Here is a 24,862-nt window from a genome sequence, read left to right as displayed (position 1 = left end):
TTTTCTTCACCTTTGCCCAATAGCGATTATTTTATGCAAATATACTGCTTAATTTTTAAAGCGATCGCAACTTCGTGCTTCTAAATTGCAAAATACTTTTTAGTTCCTCTTCTTCGTCGTTGATAACGTGGTAAATTTCTCAACTTTTCTACTAAATTAAAATTATCGTGAGTTAAAAAAGTTATGATGTCTTCGCTTCCCGTCAACGACGCTCAAAAGAATTTGCAAGAGATCATCGACCAAGTTGCAGAGCAGGGGAAACCTGTGATCATTCGAGGCGATCGCGGTAATGCGATTCTGCTTGCAGAAAAAGATTGGTCTGCAATTCAAGAGACTCTTTACCTATTATCTGTCCCTGGAATGCGAGAATCTATAAAAGAAGGACTAGCAACCCCGATCCAAGAATGTGATGAGGAGTTGGATTGGTGAGTCAGCAAGCTTCTGAGGAGCCACTTGCAAACCCCGAAGCCGCGAGTTGGAGGTTGATTTACACAAGATAAGCGCAAAAAGACGCGAAGAAATTAGCTTCTAGTAACTTAAAGGAAAAGGCCGAAGAATTACTCGCAGTCCTTAAAGAAAATCCTTTTGAAAATCCTCCACCTTATGAAAAGCTGGTTGGTGACTTATTAGGTGCTTATTCTCGGAGGATAAATATACAGCATCGGTTGGTATATCAGGTCATCGAATCCGAGCAAGTAGCCAAAATAATTCGTATGTGGACGCATTACGAGTAAGTTATCTCCTCAACCCCCTTGGTGTTCACAATGAAAACCTCGATGCTCCCAAGCTTGCATATCTACATCAGTAAGTTTTGTGACATTTGAGCATTGCGGTTGAATAATTTGACTTAAAATCGCCCACAATAAGCTGCGCGTTATATCTAATCCAGTTTTAGTCCAAGATTCCCGATTACCAGGAACACCCAATTCTTGAACAATTTCTGGCTCTACCCAAATACCATGAGCGCCCAAAAGAATCTGTGCCATCCATTTAGCTCTGGGTAAATGACTGGGCGAGGTAATCAACATGACTTTATGCACTCCCCAACGGCGCAGAATTGGAATACCATAATAAAAATTTTCAAAGGTAGAATTCGCGCAGTTTTCTAACCAAACGTTTTGTAACTCTGCTAATTCCGCCTCAAAAATTAACCGTATACAGGGATCTGGGGAACCATGAGAAATTAAAATTGGGGTTTGTGGGTATTGTTTTGCTAGTTGGGCAACATAAGTTTCTCGACGAATACTGCCACCTAGCACAAAGAAGGCATCTATCGGCTGCGAAGAAGCAAAAACTAAGGTTATAGTAGTGAAAATCAGCCAAACACCCAGGACAACATACAATCCACCACTGAGTTTTTGTAACAATTGCCACAGATTAGCAGATTTTTTTTTAATAGAAATTAATGATTTGATGGTAAATTTGCGTTTCATGACTTAAGTAAGAAAAACTGATTTTATTACTGTCTAACAGTACTGCAATTCAGTGAGCAAAGTGCTATCTTATAAAAGTAATCTAGAATGCAAACATGACGCTAATTAAAGTGTCACATGCTCAGTATAGCCTTCCGGAGAAGACTAACAAACTGAGAAATCGTTGTTAATAACTAATGCGGCATTTTTGGCATCATTTAAGGATAAAAATGATGAAGGAAGATTGTTGATTCTGGGGTATAAAAACTTAAAAATTTCTGGAAAGCCTGATTGCTAAACTGTCAACAACACAATTATTCCAGCTAAGTATACATGAACCAATCTGCGAAAAGTTACTCACCGCTCCAAGTAGCCTTGATTGGTGGAGCGATCGCCACAACTGCTACCATCTCCGTGTTCGGCCCCGCTTGGACTCGTGGTGTCCGTGCTGCTCTAGCCCTACAAGACAGCCCAAAAGTGATAGTTGACCAAGTTTGGCAACTGGTAAATCATGAATATGTTGATGGTAAATTTAATCAACAAGATTGGCAAGCAACCAGGCAAAGCTTGTTGAGCAAAGACTACTCTTCTAAGGAAGAAGCATACACTGCCATCCGTGAAGCTTTACAAAAATTGGGAGATCCTTACACTCGGTTCATGGACCCCCAACAATTTGAAGCTCTAACTAGCCAAACATCTGGGGAAGTTTCTGGTATCGGCATTCGGATGGAAGTGAACGACAAAACTCAGCGCCTCACTGTTGTCGAAGCCATAGAAAATTCTCCGGCACTGAGAGCTGGGATCAAAGCAGGCGATGAAATTTTGGCAATTGATGGCAAACCCACTCTCAAAATGAAAGTGGATGACGCTTCTAAGCTCATCCGTGGCAAAGCGGGTACTCCCATCAAGCTACGATTGGGACGTACAGGGCAAAATGCCTTTGATTTGAAGCTGACAAGGGCAAGTATTGAAGTCCCAACGGTACGCTATACTCTCAAGCAAGAAGGAAATCGCCGTGTTGGCTATATCCGTTTGCGAGAATTTAGCGCCCACGCCGCAGAACAAATGCAACGAGCCATCCGCGATTTGAACACTAAGAAAGTTGATTCTTATGTCTTAGATTTGCGGGGAAATCCTGGCGGTTTGTTGCAGGCGAGCATTGAAATTGCTCGGATGTGGTATAATGACGGCGGAATTGTCAAGACAGTAGACCGTGTGGGCGGCACTGAGGAAACTAAAGCTAATCGCACTGCTTTGACAAATCGTCCTTTGGCGGTCTTAGTAGATGGTAATTCAGCTAGTGCTAGCGAAATCCTCACAGGCGCACTCAAGGATAATAAGCGGGCGGTAGTCGTAGGTGGTCAAACTTTTGGCAAAGCACTAGTGCAGTCAGTTCATGAACTCGCAGATGGTTCCGGCTTGGCTGTCACCATAGCTCATTACTACACCCCGGCGGGAACAGATATTAACCATAAAGGGATTGCCCCAGATATCAAGCTAGACTTGACAGAAGCACAAGAGCGTCAATTGGCCTCTAATCCAGATTTAATCGGAACTAAGAGCGATCCCCAATATGCTCGAGCGATCGCAATTCTATCAAATAACAACTTTGCCCAGCCGCCAGCAAATCAACCGACTCGACCCATGAGCCGCGCTGATAACCTGAAATTTTAAATTGACACGAATGATTTGTTGCCAGGTGTTTATATAGTAGTATTCCCAAATCCAGATTTTTGGAGTTATGAAAACTGCTTGATATGCCGTTCCAGGATTTTGGTTTGGGAATACTAGCTACTAATCCCATCTCCAAAATCTCAGATTTATGAATCATCAGCCAGTTGATGCAACCACCGCCACCAGATTTTTACCAATGGTGTCGGTGGTTGTTCCTATTTATAACGGTGAGGCAGATTTACCAGAGTTAATCAATTGTCTGTTGTCTCAAACTTACCCAAATGACCGGGTAGAATACTTGTTGGTGGACAATAACAGTAGCGATCGCACTCTCTCCATCCTGAAAACATCTGCCGAAAATTGCCCAATTACAATTCGCCCCTTGAGCGAAACCCAAATTCAAAGCTCTTACGCTGCTCGTAATACTGGGATTCGCGCCGCTACGAGTGAAATTATCGTTTTTACCGATGCAGATTGTCGCCCACAACCGCAATGGTTAGATACACTAATTCAGCCTTTTGTCAACCCAGAAGTGGTAATTGTTGCTGGTGAAATTTTGGCACTACCAGGCACAACTCTGCTAGAACAACACGCAGACCGTCAAGAAACTTTATCGCAAAAGCATACTCTTAACCATTCCTTTCGTCCCTATGGTCAAACAGCTAATTTGGCGATTCGACGCATTGCCTTTGAAAAAGTGGGTTTATTTCGTCCCTATCTGACTACTGGTGGTGATGCTGATATTTGTTGGCGGATTTTGGGGGAAAACATCGGGCGTTTAGAATTTGCCCCAAATGCGATCGTTCAGCACCGCCACCGCGCTACACTTCAAGAACTACAGAGTCAATGGCAGCGTTATGGACGCTCAAATCGCTATCTGCACGAGCTGTACGGTGTAGATTTAATGCGAGAGATGACACCCAAAGAATACGGTTATCGTTTGGCGCGTTGGTTATTGAAGGAAGTACCAAGAGATATTAAAAAGGCGTTGGCGCAGCAAGCCACCCTTGTAGATTTATTAAGTACTCCCATTGGTTTGTTCACAGCTAGGGCGCGTACTGCTGGACAAAGAGACGCCAAGCTACCAGAGAATGCCAAGATAATTGCTCGACTGTAACGAAGAAAAAGAGCGTTGCTGATTTAGATGTGTAAATCTTGGTATAGAGACGTTGCAATTGCTAGCCTCTACAAAGGTTTTGAAATTACGCAAAATCATTTTCATACCTGAATTCAGTAACGCCTAAGCAAAAACGTTCTTGTCAGTCCAGAAGCATTGACTGAGACCTTTATTCTTTCCTTAGCTCACAAAAGCGAATGTATCTTAAGAAGTATTTTCAAAAATAGGTAAAGCAAATATGCTGTTATTAATCTTTTAACTTTAGTACCTTGTATTTAATAAAATAAAAATTCCAGTAGGTAGGGCTTGTTACCACTTAGCACTTTAGTCGTTATTAGACAAGCTTGTGGCACTAAATAGGGCTAAAAGTTGATTGAAGCTACACAAATTTGATTGCTTCCTCATTATTGAGAGGTTCAGTTAGTAAATCAAAAACCAAGTTCTGTCATATCTATTTATAGAGTGTCCGCTCTTGCAAGTAACCTTTTCTCCTTACCTGCTCAATAGCGTCTGAAGTCTTGAAGAAAGCATGGGGTTTGCTTACCCTGCTCTTTTCATTCACAGCTACGCTTCATAGTTTTGTGAGTTGAGCAACATGATAGTGGATGGATTTAATCAACATATAGATAAATTACGCTCACAGATACAGAGACTATTAAAATGCTATGGAACTAAGCTGAACTCACCACAGGAGATGATAACAGAGGCTTTCGAGGAACTTAACACCGCAATGGAAGAACTATTGACAGCTTCCGAGGAGTTAAAGGTAACACGAGCGGCAGTAGAGAAAGAGCGCCAGCGTTACCAAGATTTATTCGAGTTTGCTCCAGATGGTTACTTGGTAACTGATATCAACGGGACAATCCAAGAGGCTAACCATGTAGCAGCAACTTTGCTTGGTGTCCAACAAAAGTATTTAGTAGGTAAACCATTAATTCTTTTTATTGCTCAACAAGACCACCAGTCCTTTAACTCTCAAATAAACAATTTGCAGGAGGTACTGAACTGGGAAATTCACCTACAGCCACGGAGAGGAAAGCCTTTCCCTGCTAATGTGAGAGCGTCTGTAGTATACGACCTTGGGGAGAAGCAACTTGGCTGGCGTTGGCTGCTGTGCAACATCAGTGAACGCAAACAAGCTGAAGAAATGTTGTACCGAGCTTACAGTGAGTTAGAAATAAGGGTGGCGGAACGGACAGCGGAACTGGTAAAAGCAAATCAGAAATTGCTAAATGAAATTACAGAACGTAAAAAAGTCGAGTCACAACTACTGCACCTTGCTTTTCACGATACACTGACGGGTCTGGCAAACCGCGTTGCATTTATGAACCGCCTAAAACATGCGGTAAATTATTCAAAACGGCATTCAGATTATCTATATGCTGTGCTATTTATCGACCTAGATCGGTTTAAGGTGATCAATGACAGTCTTGGACACCTAAATGGAGACCAATTGCTGCTTGCTATTGCAAGTAGACTAGAAATATGTGTACGCTCCATAGATACAGCGGCACGGCTTGGGGGAGACGAATTTACAATCCTGCTTGAGGGAATCCAGGATGTGTCAGACGCCATCAAAGTAGCTGAACGGATTCAGAAGGAACTGGCATTACCCTTTGAACTTGACGGACAAGAAGTCTTCATCACGGCAAGTATTGGCATAGCCTTGAGTTCGACAGTAAACTATCAACACCCAGAAGAACTGTTGAGGGATGCAGATACAGCAATGTATCGAGCCAAGATGCTAGGCAGAGCGCGTTATGAGTTATTCAACTCAGATATGTATGCTGATGCTCTAGCGAGATTGCAGTTAGAAACTGATTTGCGCCGAGCAATTGAACGCGAAGAATTTCGGGTTTATTACCAACCGATTGTTTCGCTCACTAGTGGCTCTATTATAGGTTTTGAGGCTCTATTGCGCTGGCAGCATCCAGAGCGTGGTCTGCTTAATCCAGCAGATTTTATTCCCCTAGCAGAGGAAACAGGACTAATTTTCTCCATTGGCAAATGGGCATTGCATGAAGCTTGCCGCCAGATGCAAGTTTGGCGGGTATACCATTGTCCTAAATTACTAGATAAAATTAGTGTTAATCTCTCCGTCAAGCAATTTTCTCAGCCGGATTTGATAGAGCAGATTGGGCAAATTTTGCACTCAACTGGCCTTGATGCTGGCACTTTAATGCTAGAGATTACTGAAAACGCAATTGTGGAAAATGGCAATAAGGTAACTGCCGCAATCTTGCAACTTCGAGAGATGGGCATTGAGTTATCAATTGATGACTTTGGTACGGGCTATTCCTCATTAGGTGGTCTTTATAACTTTCCGATTAGTGTGTTGAAAATTGACCGTTCTTTCATTAGCTTGATGCGTATTAATAGTAAGAATTTAGAAATTATTGAAATAATTGTCGCCTTGGCACACAAGCTAGGTGTGGATGTGCTTGCCGAAGGTGTAGAGACAAAAGAGCAACTATTACTTCTAAGAAAGTTAAACTGTCAATATGGCCAGGGACATTTTTTCTCAGTTCCGTTAAATAGCTCGGCAGCAGAGGCATTAATTATGGAAAATCCTCAATGGTAAGGGTTATCAAAAAAATTCGTAATTGATAATGACGCTCTTTGTTATGCTCATAGCAATCATGAATCATAGCTAATGGAGACTGCCTTACTGTATGGTCGCTTAGTTTGAGTCAAGACGAGCCAACTCTCCTTAGCGGTAGCCAACATGAAACCATCAACTGTTGGGATATCGCTATAGGAGAATGTCGGCAAACTTTGCGAATGGTTAATCCAGCAGCAGGGTTGACGGAGGCAGAGATGTCAACTTTAAAACCTTTAGAGGCGGTAGAGGTGAATTCAAGTTGCTCAATGCCTACCAACTTTCGCTAAATTGGAAAAAGGAAAACTCAAGGGAATTTTAAATGTCAGCACAATTGTTACTGGTGGATGATGAACCAGGGATACGGGAAGCCGTGAAAGACTATTTGCAAGAGAGCGGTTTCAGCGTTCAAGTCGCCAGTAACGCCCTTGAAGGTTGGGAATGGATGCAGATGAATACACCTGACTTAGTGATTTCCGATGTGATGATGCCTCAAGTGGATGGCTATCAGTTCCTGAAGCAACTACGGGAAGATCCCCGTTTCCAAGCACTACCGGTAGTATTTTTAACTGCTAAAGGTATGACAGGCGATCGCATTCAAGGTTATCACGCTGGTGTTGATGCCTATCTACCCAAACCCTTCGATCCAGACGAGTTAGTGGCTATAGTCGAAAATTTGCTAGCCCGCCGCGCTGCTAAGGCTGCGAGTACGGGAGATGACGCTGAAACCCCCGATCTTGCTGAACTAGCCAATCAGATTGCCCAAATAAAGGCATTGTTAACTCAAAGAAGTGCCATTTCCCAATCGCCAGCCCCTTTTAAAATTGATTTGACTCCCAGAGAACAAAGTGTTTTAAATTTGGTCGCTGAAGGGTTGATGAACAAAGAAATCGCCCGTCGCTTAGAAACCAGCGTCCGTAATGTAGAAAAATACGTCAGCCGTTTGTTTAGTAAAACCGGTACCAATAGCCGTACAGAGTTAGTTCGTTTTGCTCTCGAACACGGTCTTGCTAAATAGGGATGAGAATTCTTGTACTGCCCTTCCCTCCGGGACGCTACGCGAACGACTCGCTCAGGAACCGCGTTCGTGTCGTAGCATATCGTAGAGAAGCCGTTGGCGTGGTCACTGAGCTTGTCCTGAGCGTAGCCGAAGGGCGTAGTCGAAGTGCAGCCTCTATAAGAGTTGTATTGGGTATGGAGAAAATAGCAAGGTAGACAAGGAAGAAGGAAGAGACTTGTCCCCTTGTCTCCCTTGCCTCTGGGTAATTGATAATAGCTAACTGGCTGCTAAACCATGATCTATTACCAGTAATAGATAAAACATAAGTATTTCAGCAAATCAGGCACTTAGCTTCAGCAAAAAGCTAAAAGAAAGGTTATTTATTTTACTTTTGTCTTTTAGATTTTCATTTGATTTGCGCCTGTTATCCGATTCCCCATCTGTAAAGACACAGGGTTTTATTATTCTGCAATGTTTTGATAAAAACTCGGTAAAATGCACCCGGCTGAATTTGCTTTCAGATTCTACCAGTACCCTTTGCTACAAAGTTTTTAATAGCGGAAACTGTTCCTGGGACTTTGTGCTGCTAAATAAGACTTTCACAAGGTAGAAATCAAAATATTTTATGAAATCTACTGACTGCTTAGTTTTTATGGCAACGGGGGTATGGGATCAACATTTGATTTGATGCCCAATTCACGTTTTTCATTACTTAAATTACACCTTTAGGTTGGAGAATTTTCCGCCACATTACGCAAGCGCATTAGCTGACGCCGCATTTGAGGCGAGGCTTTAAACTCAGATACTTCCTGGGCTTTAACGGACGCTTGGAGCGTTTCTAGAAAGTCATCAGAACCTTCGGTTAAAGCATCAAGTAGCACCTGTAAGAGTTGCTCGCGATCGCTCAATAGACTCTTTTCCTCAATCAACCGGAATTTGAGATGTATTTCACACTCATAAACACCTACTTCGAGATTATTTATCTGGCGTGGTAATGCTTTGGAGTTCATAACTATTGAGATTCCTTTACTTGGTTGTCATGAGGGTAAGGAGGTAGATGTCCAGCAAAATTCTTTATATCTCTTTTGAATCCAAAGTGCTTGAATTAAGAATTTTTCTTCATCAATCACCTTTGTATTCCATTTCACTCTCCTGTGGTGTATTTTCAACCTAGATTTTCAGTGTCTAGATTTTGAGGTTTCTGTGCCAGATGTAGCTTATGGTAAGCCATAACTATTATTCAGTTTTTAAGATTCTACACAATAAAGTTTCTGTAAGAAGTTGTTCAACCTTTTTAAAGGTTTTTACATCAACTTTATGTGAACGTCAATAACAGTTTGACTTGTTACTCTAATTTTGGTATTTATACGTAAGTAACACTGCTTAGGTTTCTTGAGTTTCTTAAAGCCAGCAGTCGATGCAGCGCTATTGCGTGAAATTACTTGATGTACGTTTTTTGCAATAGAAAATTCAGGATAAATTGCTGGGCATAATTATTAATGTCAAAACTTTTGTTCTCTATAAAAAAAGCACACAGAGCGAATCATTTCTGCTGAGTGCCCTGCCCTACCGTCTTTTGGGCTTGATTGAGTCCAAAAATCTTAGCAGTAAGTCAGATTCGTAGACTAAATAAAAATACTCTACCAATTAATTTTTACAGAAAAATAATTCGACTACTGTCAGTACTAGCAGTTAAATATATCTTCAACTCATAACAGTAGTAGCAAGCTCATCAGTAAAGGTGATATTTTTACTTATGACCATTCAATGTACCCTTTTAAAACAGCATTCAAAGCTTTTAAATTGGGAGCATTCAAGCTCGGATATAAGGTCTACAATAATTTCAGTGTAATCCACGCAAATCTTACACCTTTTTATGGATAACCCGATGCTGCTCAAGTCCACAACCCGGCACATCCGCATTTTTGCAGGTGAAATTGACCGGGATGGCGATCTAGTTCCTAGTCAACAAGTCTTAACCTTAGATGTTGACCCAGATAACGAATTTAATTGGAATGAAGATGCACTGCAAAAAATTTATCGAAAATTTGATGAACTAGTAGAAGCATCTAGTGGCGCAGACCTCACGGACTATAACTTGCGCCGTGTGGGGTCAGACTTAGAGCATTATCTGCGATCGCTTCTGCAACTCGGGGAAGTCAGCTACAATCTTTCTGCCCGTGTTACTAATTACAGCATGGGAGTCCCTCAAGTTGCCATTGACGACAAACAATAAGCCAATGAGTTGGTAGCGGGCTGCCCAAACCCTTCTGTACAAAGAGTGCTGAGTTAAAAGTGTTTCGGCTGAGAGTGAAAAAACTCATAAGTCTACTTCTTAACTCAGCACTGGCTAACCCCGCCGCTGCCACTAACAGCAGTCCTCAAGAGATTCTTCGAGTCACTGCATTTATCAGGTACTTTTGCCAAAATTAATATTTGCGATTCTTAATTCTTAAATTAAAGTTAATTCTTGCTATCCTACTTATAAACTAAATAAATACCAATATTCTCTGCCTGTTAATGATGGGGTAATTTCGCAAAAACAAATCGCGCAGTTATGCTTGGGTTATGCTGTGGTGACAGGGTTGGAGTTAGTTGCTTTGGCGATGGAGAGTCACAGGGCAATAGAAGCTATGATTAGGCTGTAGGGTTGAGTTAGGAGCGTATTTTTTGGATTCGGATAAGTATTAGCACCTGCTGATATCCGCCAGCTAAAATCATCATCTAAAGTCTGGGTATGTCAAGTTTAAGAAAGATGAGCGGTCTAGATTGTCCCTACTAATGCTATTAAAGAAATTGCCAATCGCTGATCGGTGCGAAAAATATGGAAAATGACGCGGCAACGCTCTACTGTCCAAACGAAAATTGTCAGGCTGCCAACCCCCTGACTCACAAGTTTTGCCAGCGATGTTCGACGCCTCTACCCAAAAATTATCTCTGGGCTGTGGTAGATAGCCCAAGCGTGGGTAGCCCTGGAGAAATATTAGCCGATCGCTATTTAATCCTTGATAAATTTCTTCTTTTAGATACGAAGCCTGGTTTATTAGCGCTAACGCCTGAGTTAGATAATTTGCAGCCTCTAAAAGCGTACCTGAGACTGATTCCCTACCGTCTACACGTACCGCAGGTATATGGAGTGCTTTTTGTGGCTGACGGGTCTTCCCACCGAGAAATATTACTCTTAGAAAAACCGCCACTATTAGTAGATGACACTACTCAACAAGTACATTTAGGCAGCGAGTTAACCACCGCTTGGCGTGATGCAACATCAATGCGCCAACTAAATTGGTTATGGCAAATAGCTCATCTGTGGCAACCTCTTGTAAGTGAAGGTGTGGCCTCTAGCTTACTTGACTCTGATGTATTACGGGTAGAAGGATCGTTAGTCCGGTTGTTGGAATTGCGTTTTGACAGCGCCATATCACCAGAATTGCCCCAATTAGGTGAATTTTGGCAGCAGTTGGTCAGCACTGCCAAACCAGCGATCACAGAATTTGTCAATCGCGTTAGCCTAGCTTTAATTCAGGGAGAGATTAATTCCACCGATCAATTAATCGGTGTTTTAGATCGGGGACTGGCTGGGTTAGGGCGATCGCAAACACCCACGATCCAAATTATCACCAAAACCGACACCGGGCCCAGTCGTCAACGTAACGAAGATGCCTGTAGTCCCCCCAGTGGAACTCCAGTGAGCAAACCACCCCAGCCAACAGCCTTAGCAATTGTCTGTGATGGCATCGGTGGACACGAGGGTGGCAATGTCGCCTCAAATTTAGCCATTGAAACCATCCAACAGCAGGTACAGCAACTAACAAAGGTTCCTTACGACCACATAGACCCGGAAATGCTGCTGAATGACCTAGATAAGGCAGTGGCAATGGCCAATGACAAAATCAGTCAGCGCAATGACAGTGAAAATCGCCAAGGGCGTCAACGCATGGGCACGACTTTAGTCATGGCATTGCCTGTTGCTCATGAAATGTACATTACCCACGTCGGTGATAGTCGTGCCTACTGGATTACACGCCACGGCTGTTATCAAGTTACCCTTGATGATGATGTCGCCTCCCGCGAAGTGCGACTAGGTTATGCCATTTACCGCGAGGCAGTGCAACAGAGTGCCGCTGGCTCTCTCGTCCAAGCTTTGGGGATGGGTTCTAGCACTTCATTGCATCCCACATCGGGACGGTTTATGCTCGATGAAGATGCTGTTTTTCTGCTCACATCCGATGGTTTGAGTGACTTTGATCGGGTAGAGGAGTACTGGGAAACAGAAATCTTGCCGATTTTAGTTGGGGAAGCAAATATAGCAACTGTTGCCGATCGATTAGTCGAAATTGCTAATACTAAAAATGGACATGATAATGTCACCGTCGCTTTAGTTCACTATCAAGTCCAATATTGGGAACCAGAAATCACCATCCAAGCAATAATTCCCCAGAGTTATTCTGCCAAAACTGTTGATTTAGCATCCAGAGGAACAGATGCGACAGTTTTAGGCAGTCCAAACCACAAGACTCAGGTAATTCCAGATACTGAATCGGCTATTACTCGTCAATTCCCCCTACAGTGGATAGTTCCATTAATATTTGTGCTAGCAGCAGGTTTTTTAGGATTGTTCGTCAGGCAACTGCGAGGAACCTCTCCAATTTTTTCCAATCCCTTACAAACTCAAAATCCGATCCTCGAAGCAACACCTACACAGCGATCGCTTGATAACCTTTCTCCTGGTTCGGTAATTAAAACCAACAAGGCAATATCCTTTGGAAACAATCAATTTATTCCCCCTGAGACTTATTTAGTTCTTGAGAAAAAATTAAATCCCCAATCGGTTCCTGGGAATTTTCTAGTGCCTATGCGAGTCTGTGCTGATAAAACCACGCCAGGTTCAGCTAATAGTAATAAATCAGCAGTAACTACCTCAGTTGCACCAAATCCAAAAGCTTTGCCAGCAAAACTATCGCTAGACTCCTCCAAAGTAAACCCTTCGAGCTTCTCTGTTTTACAACCAGACGCACCAAATCCATGTAAAGCTGTTATTACACAACCGCCAGCGACTCAATCACCTCCACCCGTCATCAGCCCAACTCAATCAAATACTCGATAAACTTGTAAAAACCTGGAATAATAACAGGTAACAATTAGAGTAAGAAATTTACAAGGTCAAAAAAATAGAAAATTTTCACCTTGAAGAATTTTTATTTGAAATTATTTTTTTTAGCTTTTAGTTTAATGAATCCATGCCATCCCTGAATTTGGCGATCGCCCGTCTCGTAAATACTGGCACTGACAACTTCGCCATTTGGGTGGTCAAGGCTCCGTATCCCAGTGGCTATGTTTTACGTGACTGTGTATGGCCTGTTGAACTTACTCAAGTCTGGCAAGAATGGCAGCAGATGTTTGCTGGTCATGGTCGCCTAGATATTTCCCCTAACTCAACATCTCAAAAGAGCAACCCATTCCCCATAGATTGGATTTCACCCCCTTCAGGTCAACCTACTGGCCCCTACAGCAGTCGTCTGATGCAATACTTGGGAATGAATTTATGGCGCTGGGTATTTGACGGGCAAATTCTTGGTAGTCTAGAACGCAGTCGTGGTATTGCTATGGGTCAGCATACACGTTTGCGCTTTCGACTAGAAATTCGCGACCCGGATCTGATCGCTTTCCCTTGGGAAATTATGCAGCGTGAGCCTGGTCAATCGGCTATGTCTCTCTCGCAAGATTTGTTATTTAGTCGCACCAGCACCGAAGTTGAGCCTTTACCGCATTTGCGAACTGACCAGGCTTTAAGTATCTTGCTGGTTTTAGGTCATGATGACAAGCTGCAACTAGAACAAGAAGCCGCTATATTACAGCAAGCTCTTGCAGATACGCCTGGTAATTCCCAAAGATATGCACCTTGCGTAGTAAATCAACTCATTCAACCAACTCCACAACAGTTGATTGATGAATTAGAAACCAAAGAATACAATGTTTTCTTTTACGCTGGACATGGTTTGCCAGACCCAGACGGAGGATTACTGTTTTTGCGACCAGATATGCCTCTGAATGGGATAGAATTGGCGCAAGTGTTGACCCGTACAGGTGTGAAATTAGCGGTTTTTAACGCCTGTTGGGGCGCACAACCAGCTGCAATCAATCATCAAGCTATCCCCGCCAGTAGTTTAGCAGAAGTATTGATTCGTCATGGTGTGCCTGCGGTTTTGGGGATGCGCGATGAAATCGCTGACCATGAAAGCCACAGTTTTATTCAAGCCTTTACCGAAGCTTTGCGATCGCACAAGCCAATTGACGAAGCCGTAGCACAGGCTAGGCAAGAGTTGTTAACACTGTATAAATTTAATCAACCTGCTTGGACTTTGCCTGTTCTCTACCTGCATCCAGATTTTAATGGCGAACTGATTAAAAATCTGGATGAAGGTATTACCGAACTACCAGATACAGCCATTCCTGAGGTCGGTTCATCGCTTCCGACTGCAAGTTTACGATCGCTGACTCCAAAAGGTAAAACCTGGCTACTGCGTTATGGAGTTACCCGCATCGGCCGCACGAAAGATAATGATATTGTCATCCCCGAACCATCTGTATCCAAACGCCACGCCGAAATCTTCTGCCGCAACACTCTTACAGATGCTACACTAATGCGAACTTATTACTTGCAAGATTTTTCCACCTACGGGACAACCTGGTTTTTAGGCCCTAATGGCTGGCAACAAATCCTCCGAGAGGAAGTCCCTTTGAAATCGGGGATGCAGTTAAAGTTTGGAAGTGCTAGAGGTGAAACCTGGGAGTTTGTGATTGAAAACTCCTAGCGGAGCTATTGCATAAATGAATTTGAGTCTTTAGCATTAGCTTTTAAAATCTGTTTTTTTTAGAGAAAAAATCAACAGTTTTTGCGGAAATCTCCTCTTAGAACTTGTAGCTGTCAATACCACCAAATAATCATGAGGGAAGAAAATATGGCTCACAAAATTAACGGCTCAGACACTTTCCCATCTTTGCCATCTCAAGTAGATTTAGAGTTATTAGAAGCTTTACTAGAACCAGAGGATGCTAACTATCCCTGGAATCCAAGTGATGAAGAATCAGAAGCTTATTTTCAAGAACTAGAACAACAGTTCGGAATCGAAGATTTGGAGGGCGTTGAACTAATGAGGCGCTCGCAAGATTTTTACGGACATCTAGATACACTTTGGTCTAGTATTACTCCTACATCCGAGCACAATGATAACCGACAACAGGCAGTAGTGCTTAACCTTCAAGAGACATTACGGATGAATTTTTCTGCCTGTGTCCCCCAAATATTGCTCAACACCATCGCCACCAAAGCTGCTGAGATATTTGCTGCTCGCCAATTAATCAGTGAGCAACTGGTTGAGTGCGTTCAGACAGTGCTACCAGCTTGGGGAACAGAGGATCTGATCGTTTTGGCTCGTCCTTTTGCTTACGCTATGCGAAGTAGCGAATCGCAAAATGCGGCATCTGCACTCAGTAATCTTCAAAATAGCGATTGGACAGCTTTATCAGAAGTAGATAAAGCAAAGGTTAGTTTAGCGATCGCTTCTTATGCTTTTACTGAACTTAACAAGTCTCAGTCTGAAGTATGAATGGGGAGTAGGGAGTAGGGTATAGGAAAAGTTTTCATTATGCATTGTGTTCGCGTAACCCGCGCTTTGCTGTTTACTTTATTTTGAGGTGTCTTTTGCAAAGATGTTGGTTTGCCTTACGCAAAGGAAGAGTCTAAAATTAAGACTTTGTCCAAAAAGTTTAATGATTTTTATTTTTGTAAGTATATTTACTCCATAATAGATTAACAATACGCTGATTTTCAAATTAGGCCATCTATCCCAAGAGGTAAATACTCAAGCATTGGTCATTTGTCAAGAATTATTCTCCCCTGCTCCTCTGCTCTCTCTATTTTGGGCCAAGAAATCGGGTAGCAAAATTTTGCGATCGCGTCGGTGACAGCGCCCGTGCCTTGAGAATTGCTGCCATCAGAAAAGCGTAAGATAACACTCCAACAACTACCAACAGCAAGGCATTGATTGACCCTGTAGCATTCCAGAGAGCGTGGAGCGCAGAGGCGCTCAGATAACCAATAGAGAGAATTTGCCAACTTCTACTAGGTTTGAGGACAGCCAACCCGATAAAATAACCCAAGTAGCCACTATAAGCCATGTGTCCGGCTACAGAGCCTAAAATTCGCGGAATTAGCAGTTGTAAACCTGCCAGTTGACCAGCAGCCCCTATACCCACCTGTTGTGTGACATTTTGAGTGATATCAGGCACATACTGACCAAGGGTTTCCAAGAGAGTGAAGCCAACGGCAGAAGCCGTACCCAGCAGAATACCATCTAGAGGTTCCCAGATGCCGATGCGTTCTCGCCAAGGTGAAGACAACATTCTACCGATGGCAAAAGCTGCTAGTACAGGTAATGCCTTGAGTAATTCCTCCATCAACCCAGCGCCAAAAAACATCCGCACCAATAGCTCTGTGAAGGTGATAGATTCTTGGGGTGTGGGCAAGCTTCCAGGCAGGATGCCACGAAATACGAAAATAAATAGATCCAACAGCGGACTAAGCAAAATCAGGATTGTACCCAATGACGTAGCCATTAGCACCCACCAAGGCTTTTGTTTACCGCAAAGTTGGTAAACAAAATAGTAGGCTGCGAAGGCAATGTAACTTGCTACGATCACTTGATTAGCTTGGGGCCGACCGACTGTAGCGAACATCAGCACCACAAAAATTACGGTCAGTATTCCCGGTATGAGGTAAGCTTTACTAGTTAAATCTTTACCAGTGGAAATAATCGGAAAAAGCTGGGTGAAGCTAACAGAATCTGGCTGCTTTAATTGCGTGTGGTTGTGGTAGTTCGTCGCCGAAGGCAGTGGTATAACTTGGTTTACTGTTGTCGCTGACGTCAGTGAGGTATACTCGTATTCAAAAATGTATTGTGGCCCATCAGCACCTAGAGAAATGCGATCGCCTGGGTGCAATTCCTGACATTCATATAAGCGTTGTCCATTCAAATAAGTGCCATTAGCACTATTCAAGTCACAAAGCACCCAGCTAAATTTGCTATCCGGGGATAGAGAGAGGGGACGAACCACTGCATGACGACGAGATACCATTCGGTACATCATGGCATCCAAGACAACTTGGCAGCTGGGGTCGCGTCCAATTACCATCTCTTTACTGGGGGGCAGCGAGTAGCGAGATTCTGCTCCCAAAGCTGCCCCATTACCAGACACTAGCCGCAGAAATGCATTATGTCTTGCGTTTTTGCCTGTCATCGATAAGAAGTGCGTTTCTAAACTAATTCTTCACATAATTTGGCAGCAGGACTAACCTTAGCCACATTAGCAGCAGCATTGCTAAATCCACTATAGCTTCACTTACTGCTAAGAAATTTAAAATTATTAGTGCAAAATTTCAAATTGTTTCACCTCATGTAAAGAAGTATTCCATCTGCTGAGAGTTTGCCCTAAAACTGTCTTGTTAGGCGGATCAATCAGGTTGTCTCGATGCTGTACTTTTGACATCGTAGCTGCAAATTCAACCCACTGCAATTTATTAAAAAATAGTATTTTTTACTGCATTTAGTTCCATTTCAAAAATATATAATTTTTAGTCGTCTATTGTCTGTTGTTTTGCCAAAGCTCTTTTGGAGTAAGGAGTAGGGGAAGAAACTGTTATGAAGTGAACCAAAATATTTCTGGTATCTTGTCTCAAACAACTGTAGTCAGTTCTGGGTGTTCAATCTTAGTTCCAAGTACTTTGAGGAATTCTGCTAGCCAATGTGGGTGAGCAGGCCAAGCTGGTGCTGTCACCAAGTTCCCATCAACTATTGCCCGATCGACAGGGATATTAACATAGATTCCTCCAGCACTTTTGATATCTGGGCTACAAGCAGGGTAGCCAGTACATCTCTTGCCTTGCAGTACATCAGCAGCCGCTAATACCTGCAAGCCGTGGCAGATGGCAGCAATCGGTTTATTCGCTTGGGCAAAGTGACGGGTGATTTCTAGCACCTGCTGATTGAGGCGAAGATATTCTGGTGCCCTTCCTCCAGGAATGACTAAGGCATCGTAGTTTGTGGCTTCTACTTCTGCAAACGTTGCATTTAAAGTAAAATTATGTCCGGGTTTTTCGCTGTAAGTCTGGTCTCCTTCAAAGTCATGAACTGCTGTTCGCACCTTATCGCCAGCTTTTTTGTCGGGGCAAACTGCATGGACAGTGTGTCCCACTACTTGCAATGTCTGGAAAGGAACCATCACTTCATAGTCTTCTACATAGTCGCCAACAAGCATCAAAAGTTTCTTTGCAGTCATATATTTGTTACCCTTACCTATTAGTCATCAATAGTTGTTTATAGAATAGATATTAATTTAGAGTCAGCTTTTTTGGCGTTAGTTGATATACGAGTTTTTGATATATCACATCAATCACTGTGCTGTCATGTATTATTTCAGAGTGGCAAGTTAACAAAATGTAATGTATCTTAAAAAAACATAGTTAACGCCGTTAATATCATAGCCTCGACAATTCAGTAGCGCTGCCTTGACTGGGCCTGACTGCAAAGCAGGCCGGATACCAAGTTTGTCTGCATAGACGGGATTCGCGATCAATGTCGCAATTGCTGCCGCAATCTGAGTACCAGACGAGTCACCTACTAACATCATACAGTTCGTATTTTGTTGAAGATAGGCGATCGCAAATCAGTACTGCCAATTATAAACAAATCTAAATATCTGCCTCAGTTTTAGATAAAACTTTTATATTCGTAGGTATCTTCATTTGGATGAGATGAATTATTGATTTCGGATTATGGAGGGTCTAACAAAAGTTCTGGAATCAGGTCACGCTCGAAATTGATATTTTATATTGATTCAGGCAACAATTAACTATAGGAATCCGCTTTGATTATTGAATTTATCTGTTTAGGTAGGCAACAGGGAACAAATGAGACTGCGCAGATTTGTTCAGAAATCAAATATTAGTCCTATAGTTGAAGAGGTAAGGATATAGCTGCTACCTCTTGGAGACATTTAATGGACGTACTTATGCCTTCGGAGTTGTCCTCTTTTTACTACGATTTCCAACAGATAGATGTTATCAGAAAGAGGAATGTTATATTACCTAAATAATAGGGAATCCTAGATTTAAGAACCAAACAAATCTATTAGTCAGTTAGATAGGATGAACTTTCAACAGCAAGGCATTCAATCCAGCAACAATTTTTCTGTAAACCAAGCGCTAAAAGTTGATGAAGTCAGTATAAATGGTCAAGAAATTGCACATCAATTAGCAGAACCAGATTTTAAACAGTTGCAAGATAAAATTTTATTACTTATGGAACGTAATCCTTTACCTTTAATTGAGTGGAATACAGCGTTTCAAGTAATACAATGGAATCCGGCTGCTGAACAACTATTTGGATACAGCAAAAGTGAAGTACTCGGTTGTCAAGTACCAGAAATAATTGTGCCAGAAAGTGAGAGATTACAAGTCATCAAAATAATGGAGTTATTAATTGAAGAGAAAGTGGGAGGTAATAATCTCAGTAAGAACTTGACAAAACATGGAAGAGTGATTATTTGTGATTGGTGTCACACTCCTATAACTAACGTTGATGGCAAGGTAATTAGTATTGTTTCAACAGTGCAGGATATTACAAAAGTAAAATCTTTTGAAAACGCTCTGCGCGAAAACGAAAAGACCTATCAGCAAATTCTTGATGCAATTACAGATATGGTGCTGGTTAAAGGTGCTAAATCTCGAATTATTTGGGCAAATAAGGCATTCCGTGATTATTACGGTATGAATGAGGAACAGCTTCAAAATATGATTGATGCACCCTTCAACGAAGTAGATCATACCCTGCAATATATCAAAGATGATGCTTACGTATTTGAAAGTGGACAGACCCTAGAAATTCCCCAAGAGCCAGTAACTCGGTACGATGGCGAAGTACGCCTATTCCATACAATCAAATCTGCTATTCGTAACGAATTAGGTCAAACGATCATGACTGTTGGTGTATCTCGTGATATTAGCGAGCATAAACAAGCCGAGAAAGAACAGGCGAAGTTGTTGGCAATTCTAGAAGCAGCACCAGACTTTATCAGCACTGCTGACTTAACTGGGCGGGTTCTTTACTTTAATAAAGCAGCTCGCAAAATATTAGAACTGGGGGAAAAAGAATCTTTTCAGGAGAGAAATTTGTGCCAAAATCATCCGAAATGGGCAAATGATATTATCCATAATCAAGGATTACCAGAATCAGTTCGAGTCGGTGATTGGGTTGGGGAAACGGCTCTTTTAAAAGCAGATGGACGAGAAATTCCCATATCCCAACTGATTATTGCTCACAAATCACCTGATGGAAAAGTTGAATATTTCTCGACGATCGCCAGGGATATCAGCGAACTCAAAACCGCGGAAGAAACTTTACGGCAAAAAGCGGAAGATTTAGAGTGCGCTCTGAAAGAACTCCAAAGCACCCAAGCTCATTTGCTACAAAGCGAAAAAATGTCTTCTATTGGTCAATTGGTTGCTGGAGTTGCTCACGAAATCAATAATCCTACGAGCTTCATCTACAGCAATATTCAGCCTGCTAACGAATACATTAACGATTTGCTGCTTTTGATTGAGCTTTACCAAGAACATTATCCGAATCCCGTCAAGGTTATTCAAGAACAGATAGAAGCCATTGATCTAGAATTTTTAATGGCGGATTTGCCCAAGTTACTCTCGTCAATGAAAATGGGGGCAGATAGAATTAAACAAATCGTTCTTTCATTACGAAATTTCTCCCGTATGGATGAAGCGGAATGTAAAGCCGTGGATATTCACTTAGGGATTGATAGTACTTTAGTAATTCTAGAACATCGCCTCAAGGCACAACATAACCGTCCAGCAATTGAAATCATTAAGGAATATGGCAAGCTACCTTTTGTAGAATGCTATGCAGGGCAGCTAAATCAAGTTTTTATGAACATTCTGGTTAATGCTTTAGATGCATTAGAACAACGGGATGCAAAGCGGTCTATTGAACAGATGCAAGAAGCACCCAGTACTATCAATATTTTTACTCAATTATCTCCTCATGGGAAGGTCGTGATTCGGTTTGTTGATAATGGAGTAGGAATACCAGAGAATGTACTAAAAAGATTGTTTGACCCTTTCTTTACAACTAAGCCAGTAGGGATAGGTACAGGGTTAGGGTTATCAATTAGCTATCAGATTGTAGTAGAGAAGCATAAAGGAAAACTTACGTGTTTATCAATACCAGAACAAGGAACTGAGTTTCATATTGAGATACCTATTAGCTTGCCTTTAGGAGACTAAGAAGACGATAATTCAACGAATATGCTCGAATGGCAAATTAAAGCAGATGGAATTCTGCGATCGCTCTCTTAAAATTTTTGTTTTCATGTCCTGGCTGGCTAAGTTTAATTAAAGCAAAACGCTGTAAGGGTGTTAAAGCTGCCCAATTTTGCTGTGTCAAGGTTACACCTATTTCTTGAGCTTTTTCCTGAAGGCTAGCTGGTACAGTGGCAGAGTCTAGCCATGCAGGATGAGGATCAATGGGCAATTTTGTCGCTGGTGTACCTGTGCGTTGTAGAATTAATTGCTCGATATGCTGGCGGTAAGACTGAATTTCCGTTTCTGTAGTGCAAGGTAATTCGACTAAAGCTTGACGCTCGGCTGTAGTCATTTGATTCCAGTCAGGCAATTTTAACTTGATGCCACAGGTATCTAATTTACAACGCACCTGCATGGGGATGCAACGCAGAGAATCAACAAAGTCTGCTTCAAATTCAAAGAAATCTGTCATTGTTCGACAACCCCAAAGTTGATGGGGGAGTATGGGGAATAGGGAATAGGGAATGAAAAAAGTGGCAAGTTTTGTGGTGGGGTATAAATCACCATTACGAATTACTTCAACTTGCATCTTTGGAATTACTGAGACGGATTATCAAATAACTAATTGATAAGGCAAGAATAGCTACACCTAGACCAATTATATCAAGACCTCCAATTTTTTCTAAGTCAAGAATAATAATTTTTCTGGCAACAGCAATTAAAGAAGTGACAATCACTAATTCAACTTGAAAAACGTGTCTTCTTAAATAGGCTGTAATATTTTCTAGGATTTCTAAGGCAATTAAAATATTTAAAAATAAACCGAAAACCTTATACAGCGTTGTGTTAAACTTACCATAAGGTATTGTAAATAATTCTTTAAAAATAAAAACTCCTAAATCTGCGATCGCTACCAAAATTACGACCACCATAAAAATAGATAGAATTTTAGAAACTAGCACTTCTATGTTTTCAATGATGTGCATGAAGTTCTCATCTTTGGTAGCTCCTAGAATTCGCCTCACTAGTTTTCTCATCTGCTGCACCCGATTCTAAAATAAAAGAAAATCCTATAGATAAATCTAGAGGATTAAAATAATTCGTAATTCGTAATGACGCTCCTGCGTCGCTAACGCTGCGCTAACGTAATTCGTAATTCAGTTTTGCAACTCTTAGACATATCAAAAAACTTACCATTCACGCTTGTCAAACCTCTTGTTACTAGAGATTGTGACCCCTTAGATATAGTAATTGGTAACAGTCCAAATTAGAGAGTTATAAAAAATGATAATAACTATTGACTATTAATTATTGACAAAATTACCTATTGCTGGTTATAAATTACCACTTTAGAGCTACACTTTGCAGTTTACCATTGTGAGGACTGGAGTTGATAATCTTTGATGAGAACTTCCACCGAAATTGGTATCAACTGCACAGCGCAGGCTTTTAATTCTGGTTGCAGCGAATCGGGGCAAGATTCTGGATGGGTGAGGGCGTTGGCTTCAGCATTATCTGCCCACAGTGAACCCCAGTGCATAGGGACAAAGACTGTACCAGGTGCGATCGCTTTTGTTACTTTAGCAGGAAACTTGGCTTTACCCCGACGCGATCGCACTTCTACATCCATATTATCGACAATACCTAGCCGAGCAGCATCACGGGGATGAATTTCGATAAACGGTTCGGGATGCATTTTGCAAATTTTTTCAATTCGACCGGTGCGTGTTTGCGTATGCCAATGTCCGTAAAGTCGTCCATTCGTTAGCACAAACGGATAATCTGGGTCTGGCGGTTCTGCCAATCCCTTGGAGTAATATGCCCCAAATCGAGCGCGTCCATCAGGGGTGTGGAAGCGGAGATTGGTGTAGAGGCGTTTGGAATTAGGAGTTAGGAGTGAGGAGTTAGGAGTTGAAGATTCTAATTCATAACTCCTAACTCTTAACTCATAACTTTTTTCTGGGTGAGGCCATTGAGTTGGGCCTTCTGCTTGTAATTGCGCGTGACTCAGACCTGTCATATCGCAGGGACGAGTTTTAGTTAGTTTGACAAACTCAGCGTAAACTTCCGCAGAGTTAGCAAAGGCAAATTCTCTTTCAAAACCTAATCTACGTCCAACTTCGGCAAAAATTTCCCAATCGGCTTTAGCTTCTCTTGGCGGTTGGCGAAATGCTGAACACAGAGTTACTACGCGTTCAGAATTTGTCATCACGCCAGTTTTTTCACCCCACTGGGCTGCTGGTAATAGAACGTGAGCGTAGGCAGAGGTTTCTGTAGGATAATATGCGTCTTGGTAAATGGTGAAAGGCGATCGCAACAATGCCTTTTTAGTCCGCTCCAAATCTGGCATACTCACAGCGGGATTAGTAGCTGCAATCCACAGTAACCCTACAGCATCATTTTCCAACCCAGTAATCATATCCCAAGCAGTCAAACCAGGATTGGGCGAAATCTGTCCCGGCTTAAGTCCCCAAAACTCTTCAACTTCTGCACGGTGCTGAGGATTTTTCACCACCCGATAACCCGGTAATAAATGTGCCAAACCTCCGGTTTCCCTTCCTCCCATCGCGTTCGGTTGACCAGTGAGAGAAAAAGGGCCAGCTCCAGGTTTGCCAATCTGTCCAGTCATTAGGTGCAGGTTAATAATCGTTCTTACTTTAGCCGTCCCTTCTGAGGATTGATTCACACCCATTGACCACAAAGACAGTACGCGCTGCGATTCACCCCAATAGCGAGCTGCTGTTTCTAAATCTTCAATGCTGATTCCACATTGACGAGCCACTACTTCTGGCGGGTAATGGCGAATTACTTCAGCATAAGCCGGAAAGTTGCTGGTGCAGTCGTCCATGAACATCGTATCAATGTAGTTCCAGCGCATCAACAAGTGGGCGATGCCGTTCAATAAATCGATATCTGTACCGGGACGAATGGCTAAATGCAAATCAGCGGCTTCTGCGGTTGGTGTGCGACGGGGATCAACCACAATCATTTTGACTTTGCGGTTCTTTTTGTGATATTTTTCCAGCCGATTGAAAACGATGGGGTGACATTCGGCTGTATTAGTACCAATTAAAAATGCACAGTCGGTTAATTCTAAGTCTTCGTAACAGCATGGAGGCCCATCTGAGCCAAAACTTTGAATGTACCCAGCCACAGCACTAGACATACATAAGCGAGAGTTGGCATCAAAATTATTAGTACCTAGACAGCCTTTCATGAGTTTCTGGGCGATGTAATAATCCTCGGTTTGGAACTGACCGGAACCATACATACATAGGGCTTCTGGCCCTTGTGTGAAGCGGATAGTTTGAATACGTTTGGCGATGAGATCAAAAGCTTCATCCCAACTAACGCGGCAAAACTCTTGATCTAATGAGTCTCGCACCATTGGGTAATGTAATCTATTTTTATCTAAAGATTCTGCGATCGTTGCACCTTTGACGCAAACCATACCCTGACTAGATGGGTGGGCTTTATCGCCGCGCACCCGCCAAGTTGGATTTCCTTGGCTATCTCGATTAGTTGCTTTGCCAAGTTGGGCTGGAGGTGAAACTTCTAAACCGCAGCCAACACCACAGTAGGGACAGAGAGTTTTGGTAAATTCACTCATGGCAGTTGTACCATTTTGTTATTTTGATTGTGCAACCTCAGATGTAGCGCCAGGTTGAGGGTTTGTAGTAAGCAG

General features: G+C 42.2%; 20 protein-coding genes and 1 pseudogene. 12 read left to right on the top strand and 9 right to left on the bottom strand.

Annotated elements, in window-relative coordinates; translation table 11 throughout:
- Positions 1–183: 183 nt before the first annotated feature.
- Both QUD05_RS22430 and QUD05_RS22425 read left to right on the top strand, forming a co-directional pair.
- Positions 184–429, top strand: a complete 246-nt coding sequence (locus tag QUD05_RS22430) for a type II toxin-antitoxin system Phd/YefM family antitoxin (protein ID WP_322638400.1) — start codon at positions 184–186, stop codon at positions 427–429.
- Between the two features lie 83 nt (positions 430–512).
- A pseudogene (locus QUD05_RS22425) lies at positions 513–734 on the top strand (Txe/YoeB family addiction module toxin); the annotation flags it as partial.
- Positions 735–743: 9 nt separating this feature from the next.
- Here the strand turns inward: QUD05_RS22425 and QUD05_RS22420 are convergent.
- On the bottom strand, positions 744–1,433 hold the full coding sequence (locus QUD05_RS22420; RefSeq protein WP_289798004.1) for a YdcF family protein: 690 nt from the start codon (positions 1,431–1,433) through the stop codon (positions 744–746).
- A gap of 312 nt (positions 1,434–1,745) precedes the next feature.
- Here QUD05_RS22420 and ctpB point away from each other — a divergent pair, with 312 nt between their 5' ends.
- From ctpB to QUD05_RS22395, 5 genes are all read left to right on the top strand, one after another.
- Positions 1,746–3,086: a carboxyl-terminal processing protease CtpB gene (ctpB, locus tag QUD05_RS22415; RefSeq protein WP_289798003.1), complete on the top strand. Its 1,341-nt coding sequence runs from the start codon at positions 1,746–1,748 to the stop codon at positions 3,084–3,086.
- Between the two features lie 148 nt (positions 3,087–3,234).
- Positions 3,235–4,203 (top strand): glycosyltransferase family 2 protein, encoded by a 969-nt coding sequence (locus tag QUD05_RS22410; protein ID WP_289798002.1) that lies wholly within the window; start codon positions 3,235–3,237, stop codon positions 4,201–4,203.
- A 694-nt stretch (positions 4,204–4,897) separates the two neighbouring features.
- The gene (locus QUD05_RS22405; protein ID WP_289798001.1) at positions 4,898–6,784 is read left to right on the top strand and encodes a sensor domain-containing protein; all 1,887 of its coding nucleotides are present in this window, start codon (positions 4,898–4,900) and stop codon (positions 6,782–6,784) included.
- 104 nt (positions 6,785–6,888) lie between these two features.
- On the top strand, positions 6,889–7,092 hold the full coding sequence (locus QUD05_RS22400) for a hypothetical protein (RefSeq protein WP_289798000.1): 204 nt from the start codon (positions 6,889–6,891) through the stop codon (positions 7,090–7,092).
- A 32-nt stretch (positions 7,093–7,124) separates the two neighbouring features.
- Positions 7,125–7,820, top strand: coding sequence for a response regulator transcription factor (locus QUD05_RS22395; RefSeq protein WP_289797999.1), 696 nt, complete (start codon positions 7,125–7,127; stop codon positions 7,818–7,820).
- A gap of 707 nt (positions 7,821–8,527) precedes the next feature.
- Here the strand turns inward: QUD05_RS22395 and QUD05_RS22390 are convergent.
- Positions 8,528–8,812, bottom strand: a complete 285-nt coding sequence (locus QUD05_RS22390) for an Npun_R1517 family heterocyst differentiation transcriptional regulator (protein WP_094350942.1) — start codon at positions 8,810–8,812, stop codon at positions 8,528–8,530.
- 866 nt (positions 8,813–9,678) lie between these two features.
- On the opposite strand from QUD05_RS22390, the gene QUD05_RS22385 reads away from it, so the two are divergent.
- The 4 genes from QUD05_RS22385 to QUD05_RS22370 all read left to right on the top strand — a co-directional run bounded on the left by QUD05_RS22385 (position 9,679) and on the right by QUD05_RS22370 (position 15,412).
- Positions 9,679–10,038 (top strand): NAD(P)H-quinone oxidoreductase subunit M, encoded by a 360-nt coding sequence (locus tag QUD05_RS22385; protein ID WP_094350943.1) that lies wholly within the window; start codon positions 9,679–9,681, stop codon positions 10,036–10,038.
- 588 nt (positions 10,039–10,626) lie between these two features.
- Positions 10,627–12,909 carry a protein phosphatase 2C domain-containing protein gene (locus tag QUD05_RS22380; protein WP_289797998.1) on the top strand — a complete coding sequence of 761 codons (2,283 nt, stop codon included), beginning with the start codon at positions 10,627–10,629 and terminating at the stop codon, positions 12,907–12,909.
- A 133-nt stretch (positions 12,910–13,042) separates the two neighbouring features.
- On the top strand, positions 13,043–14,617 hold the full coding sequence (locus QUD05_RS22375; RefSeq protein WP_289797997.1) for a CHAT domain-containing protein: 1,575 nt from the start codon (positions 13,043–13,045) through the stop codon (positions 14,615–14,617).
- 147 nt (positions 14,618–14,764) lie between these two features.
- Positions 14,765–15,412 carry a hypothetical protein gene (locus tag QUD05_RS22370; protein WP_289797996.1) on the top strand — a complete coding sequence of 216 codons (648 nt, stop codon included), beginning with the start codon at positions 14,765–14,767 and terminating at the stop codon, positions 15,410–15,412.
- A 307-nt stretch (positions 15,413–15,719) separates the two neighbouring features.
- Here QUD05_RS22370 and QUD05_RS22365 read toward each other — a convergent pair whose 3' ends face one another.
- The 4 genes from QUD05_RS22365 to QUD05_RS22350 form a co-directional block, all read right to left on the bottom strand.
- Positions 15,720–17,102, bottom strand: a complete 1,383-nt coding sequence (locus tag QUD05_RS22365; RefSeq protein WP_289797995.1) for a PrsW family glutamic-type intramembrane protease — start codon at positions 17,100–17,102, stop codon at positions 15,720–15,722.
- A gap of 126 nt (positions 17,103–17,228) precedes the next feature.
- Entirely contained in the window at positions 17,229–17,351 is a 123-nt protein-coding gene (locus tag QUD05_RS22360; RefSeq protein ID WP_289797994.1) for a hypothetical protein, read from the bottom strand.
- 186 nt (positions 17,352–17,537) lie between these two features.
- The gene (locus tag QUD05_RS22355) at positions 17,538–18,140 is read right to left on the bottom strand and encodes a DJ-1/PfpI family protein (protein WP_289797993.1); all 603 of its coding nucleotides are present in this window, start codon (positions 18,138–18,140) and stop codon (positions 17,538–17,540) included.
- 150 nt (positions 18,141–18,290) lie between these two features.
- Positions 18,291–18,491 carry a hypothetical protein gene (locus QUD05_RS22350; RefSeq protein ID WP_289797992.1) on the bottom strand — a complete coding sequence of 67 codons (201 nt, stop codon included), beginning with the start codon at positions 18,489–18,491 and terminating at the stop codon, positions 18,291–18,293.
- A gap of 517 nt (positions 18,492–19,008) precedes the next feature.
- Here QUD05_RS22350 and QUD05_RS22345 point away from each other — a divergent pair.
- A complete protein-coding gene (locus QUD05_RS22345) occupies positions 19,009–21,159 on the top strand; it encodes a PAS domain-containing sensor histidine kinase (protein ID WP_289797991.1) in 2,151 nt (716 codons plus the stop codon).
- Positions 21,160–21,196: 37 nt separating this feature from the next.
- Here QUD05_RS22345 and QUD05_RS22340 read toward each other — a convergent pair whose 3' ends face one another.
- The 3 genes from QUD05_RS22340 to QUD05_RS22330 all read right to left on the bottom strand — a co-directional run bounded on the left by QUD05_RS22340 (position 21,197) and on the right by QUD05_RS22330 (position 24,787).
- Complete coding sequence (locus QUD05_RS22340; RefSeq protein ID WP_289797990.1) at positions 21,197–21,649, bottom strand: nitrate reductase associated protein; 453 nt, start codon at positions 21,647–21,649, stop codon at positions 21,197–21,199.
- A gap of 106 nt (positions 21,650–21,755) precedes the next feature.
- On the bottom strand, positions 21,756–22,214 hold the full coding sequence (locus tag QUD05_RS22335) for a phosphate-starvation-inducible PsiE family protein (RefSeq protein ID WP_289797989.1): 459 nt from the start codon (positions 22,212–22,214) through the stop codon (positions 21,756–21,758).
- A 332-nt stretch (positions 22,215–22,546) separates the two neighbouring features.
- On the bottom strand, positions 22,547–24,787 hold the full coding sequence (locus QUD05_RS22330; protein ID WP_289797988.1) for a molybdopterin oxidoreductase family protein: 2,241 nt from the start codon (positions 24,785–24,787) through the stop codon (positions 22,547–22,549).
- Positions 24,788–24,862: the final 75 nt, after the last annotated feature.

The organism is Nostoc sp. GT001, from assembly GCF_030382115.1.
In the GTDB taxonomy this organism is placed as follows: Bacteria; Cyanobacteriota; Cyanobacteriia; order Cyanobacteriales; family Nostocaceae; genus Nostoc.
The sequence above is the reverse complement of the archived record's forward strand: the minus strand, read 5'-3'. Positions and strand labels throughout refer to the sequence as shown.

What these genes read in the sequence shown, in the direction of transcription:
- QUD05_RS22350 (WP_289797992.1), bottom strand. Translation starts at nt 18,491, where the DNA reads ATGATGTTAGTAGGTGACTCGTCTGGTACTCAGATTGCGGCAGCAATT.
- QUD05_RS22360 (WP_289797994.1), bottom strand. Translation starts at nt 17,351, where the DNA reads ATGTCAAAAGTACAGCATCGAGACAACCTGATTGATCCGCCTAACAAG.
- QUD05_RS22355 (WP_289797993.1), bottom strand. Translation starts at nt 18,140, where the DNA reads ATGACTGCAAAGAAACTTTTGATGCTTGTTGGCGACTATGTAGAAGAC.
- QUD05_RS22345 (WP_289797991.1), top strand. Translation starts at nt 19,009, where the DNA reads ATGAACTTTCAACAGCAAGGCATTCAATCCAGCAACAATTTTTCTGTA.
- QUD05_RS22340 (WP_289797990.1), bottom strand. Translation starts at nt 21,649, where the DNA reads ATGACAGATTTCTTTGAATTTGAAGCAGACTTTGTTGATTCTCTGCGT.
- QUD05_RS22335 (WP_289797989.1), bottom strand. Translation starts at nt 22,214, where the DNA reads ATGAGAAAACTAGTGAGGCGAATTCTAGGAGCTACCAAAGATGAGAAC.
- QUD05_RS22380 (WP_289797998.1), top strand. Translation starts at nt 10,627, where the DNA reads ATGGAAAATGACGCGGCAACGCTCTACTGTCCAAACGAAAATTGTCAG.
- QUD05_RS22420 (WP_289798004.1), bottom strand. Translation starts at nt 1,433, where the DNA reads ATGAAACGCAAATTTACCATCAAATCATTAATTTCTATTAAAAAAAAA.
- QUD05_RS22410 (WP_289798002.1), top strand. Translation starts at nt 3,235, where the DNA reads ATGAATCATCAGCCAGTTGATGCAACCACCGCCACCAGATTTTTACCA.
- QUD05_RS22430 (WP_322638400.1), top strand. Translation starts at nt 184, where the DNA reads ATGATGTCTTCGCTTCCCGTCAACGACGCTCAAAAGAATTTGCAAGAG.
- QUD05_RS22395 (WP_289797999.1), top strand. Translation starts at nt 7,125, where the DNA reads ATGTCAGCACAATTGTTACTGGTGGATGATGAACCAGGGATACGGGAA.
- QUD05_RS22385 (WP_094350943.1), top strand. Translation starts at nt 9,679, where the DNA reads ATGGATAACCCGATGCTGCTCAAGTCCACAACCCGGCACATCCGCATT.
- QUD05_RS22375 (WP_289797997.1), top strand. Translation starts at nt 13,043, where the DNA reads ATGCCATCCCTGAATTTGGCGATCGCCCGTCTCGTAAATACTGGCACT.
- QUD05_RS22365 (WP_289797995.1), bottom strand. Translation starts at nt 17,102, where the DNA reads ATGACAGGCAAAAACGCAAGACATAATGCATTTCTGCGGCTAGTGTCT.
- ctpB (WP_289798003.1), top strand. Translation starts at nt 1,746, where the DNA reads ATGAACCAATCTGCGAAAAGTTACTCACCGCTCCAAGTAGCCTTGATT.
- QUD05_RS22330 (WP_289797988.1), bottom strand. Translation starts at nt 24,787, where the DNA reads ATGAGTGAATTTACCAAAACTCTCTGTCCCTACTGTGGTGTTGGCTGC.
- QUD05_RS22405 (WP_289798001.1), top strand. Translation starts at nt 4,898, where the DNA reads ATGATAACAGAGGCTTTCGAGGAACTTAACACCGCAATGGAAGAACTA.
- QUD05_RS22390 (WP_094350942.1), bottom strand. Translation starts at nt 8,812, where the DNA reads ATGAACTCCAAAGCATTACCACGCCAGATAAATAATCTCGAAGTAGGT.
- QUD05_RS22370 (WP_289797996.1), top strand. Translation starts at nt 14,765, where the DNA reads ATGGCTCACAAAATTAACGGCTCAGACACTTTCCCATCTTTGCCATCT.